The following is a 2366-nucleotide window of genomic DNA, read 5'->3' on the forward strand; positions in this document are numbered from 1 at the left end:
CCGCTTTTTGCAAGCGTTCATAAAGTGAATTTGGGAATAAAAAATCCCGGAAACATCGTCACATTTCCGAGATGAAAGATTTGTACTGTTAGAAAGCACATTCAATTATCAAACGTGCTTGCTTGGATTGACTGCAGGTTTGTTGTTTAAATCAGTTCTTACAACTAAGACATCACAAACCGCGGTTCTGGTTACATACTCAGTAACTGAACCAATTAATAGTCGTTCAACGGCATTCAAACCTGTTGCACCAATCATAATTAAGTCGATGTTGAGGTTTTGTGGAATGTCTCTGGCGATGACAGTCTTTGGTGCGCCATATTCAATTGAATAATCAACATCGTTGAGACCCGCCTTTTTTGCATCTTCAATGTATTTATCCAATGTTTCTTTTGCAGTATCAGTTACTTGTTCAACCATTGATGTATCAAAGCTTGAAATATTTTGAAATGCTCGTGTATCAACAACGTGAACTAAGTGAAGAGATGCATTATTACGAATTGCAACTGCGACACCTTTTTTAAAAGCCAATTCCGCCTCATATGATCCATCAACTGGGACCAGAATTTGTTTATATTGTTGTTGTAACATCATGTCCACCCTCATTTCTATCTGTTTAACTCAATTGTACTTTAAATTTGCCAAAATACAAAGAAATAAATATTACCGCTGTTTATGATTGATCACGTTGAGGATTGAGAACTCAACAACGAGCCCATGTGCAGTCATCCACAAAAGGACAACTAAAATGAGAATGTCATTTTGAAGAATCAACGAAACAATCCCCAGGATGGCTAAAAAGATGAACATGATTCCACCGTTTTTGGCCGCACCTTTTAAACGGGGATCACTTTGAACGGATATATTGAACATTTTTTTGTTCAGATGTGATAGTAGGTAGTAGCCGATGTAAAGGGCGATTAACACGGCGACTCCCACCAAAATATTGATTATCATAGTTACACTCCAGTATTATTGATGTCCGGCCGATTTTCTGAGCTTCTCGTACTGTTGTTTAAGCGCAGTTTCGATCCGGCCGTTTTCTTTTGGATGATAGTATTGCGCGTTCTTAATTTTATCAGGCAGATATTGCTGTTTGACCCAGTCGTTTGGAAAATCATGCGGATATTTGTAGGTGACACCGCGACCCAATTTCTTAGCTCCTTTATAATGAGCGTCTTTTAGGTGTAACGGCACATCGCCGTAATTTCCGGAACGAATATCACTTAAAGCGCCATCGATTGCTGTCATTGCCGAATTGGATTTTGGACTCAGGCACAATTCGATAATTGCGTTGGCAAGAGGGATGCGCGCCTCTGGAAGCCCCAATTGGCGGGCGGCATCAACAGCTGCAACGGTCCGCTGACAAGCACTGGGGTTTGCCAGACCAATATCTTCATAGGCGATAACCAGCAGGCGTCTCATAATTGACACTAAATCTCCGGATTCAATTAATCGACCAGCATAGTGAAGAGCTGCATCGGTATCCGAACCACGGATCGATTTTTGAAATGCCGAAATAACGTCGTAATGGGCATCGCCATCTTTATCAGAGTTTAAAGCTTTTCGCTGTAAACATTCTTCAACAATTGCCTGGGTTACCTTAATTCGGCCATTGCTGTCTTTGCCAGTCGATTTAACGGCTAATTCCAAGGCGTTCAAAGAAGAACGCAAATCGCCGTTTGTCGCCGTTGATAAGAAGGCCATCGCAGAATCTGTTATATCAACCGGATAGCTTCCCAACCCTTTGTCTTTGTCATGAAGTGCCCGAATGAGCGCTTTTTTGATATCGTCAGGGGACAGGGGATGAACCTCAAAAATTTGAGTTCTTGACCGGATTGCCGGATTAATGTTGATATATGGATTCTCGGTTGTAGCACCAATCAAAATAATTGAGCCGCTTTCGAGTAATGGCAGAAGAAAATCCTGCTTGGTTTTATCCAATCGGTGGATTTCATCAAGTAATAAAACGACAGTGCCGCTCATCTTTGCTTCTTCGGCAACCACTTGTAAATCCTTCTTTGTATCGGTTGCTGCATTCAGCATCCGGAAGGCATACTTGGTTGAACCAGCGATCGCACTGGCAATACTGGTCTTTCCGGTTCCAGGAGGACCGTAGAGGATCATTGACGAAAGCATCTTGGCACGGACCATTCTTTCAATAATTTTACCCGGACCGACCAGATCCTGTTGTCCGACAATTTCTTCGAGCTTGGTTGGCCGCATCCTATAGGCGAGGGGTTGCTGCATGTTGATCCTCCTTTCTGCTTAATATCATTTAATTTATAAACATCACAAATTATAACATGTTAAACGAGGCCACAAAAAAAGCGCTTTGCCTAAGCAAAACGCCCACTGATTTATGG

At 42.0% G+C, this 2366-nt stretch carries 3 protein-coding genes; all 3 read right to left on the bottom strand.

Annotated elements, in window-relative coordinates; all coding sequences use genetic code 11:
* Positions 1-108: 108 nt before the first annotated feature.
* The 3 genes from LKE01_RS11675 to LKE01_RS11685 all read right to left on the bottom strand — a co-directional run bounded on the left by LKE01_RS11675 (position 109) and on the right by LKE01_RS11685 (position 2250).
* Positions 109-591 carry a universal stress protein gene (locus LKE01_RS11675; protein ID WP_056982429.1) on the bottom strand — a complete coding sequence of 161 codons (483 nt, stop codon included), beginning with the start codon at positions 589-591 and terminating at the stop codon, positions 109-111.
* A 72-nt stretch (positions 592-663) separates the two neighbouring features.
* Positions 664-957 (bottom strand): hypothetical protein, encoded by a 294-nt coding sequence (locus LKE01_RS11680; RefSeq protein ID WP_056982427.1) that lies wholly within the window; start codon positions 955-957, stop codon positions 664-666.
* Between the two features lie 15 nt (positions 958-972).
* Positions 973-2250 (bottom strand): replication-associated recombination protein A, encoded by a 1278-nt coding sequence (locus LKE01_RS11685; RefSeq protein ID WP_056982426.1) that lies wholly within the window; start codon positions 2248-2250, stop codon positions 973-975.
* Between the last annotated feature and the right edge of the window lie 116 nt (positions 2251-2366).

The sequence above is a fragment of the Lentilactobacillus kefiri genome, from assembly GCF_007989105.1.
GTDB classification, from domain to species: domain Bacteria; phylum Bacillota; class Bacilli; order Lactobacillales; family Lactobacillaceae; genus Lentilactobacillus; species Lentilactobacillus kefiri.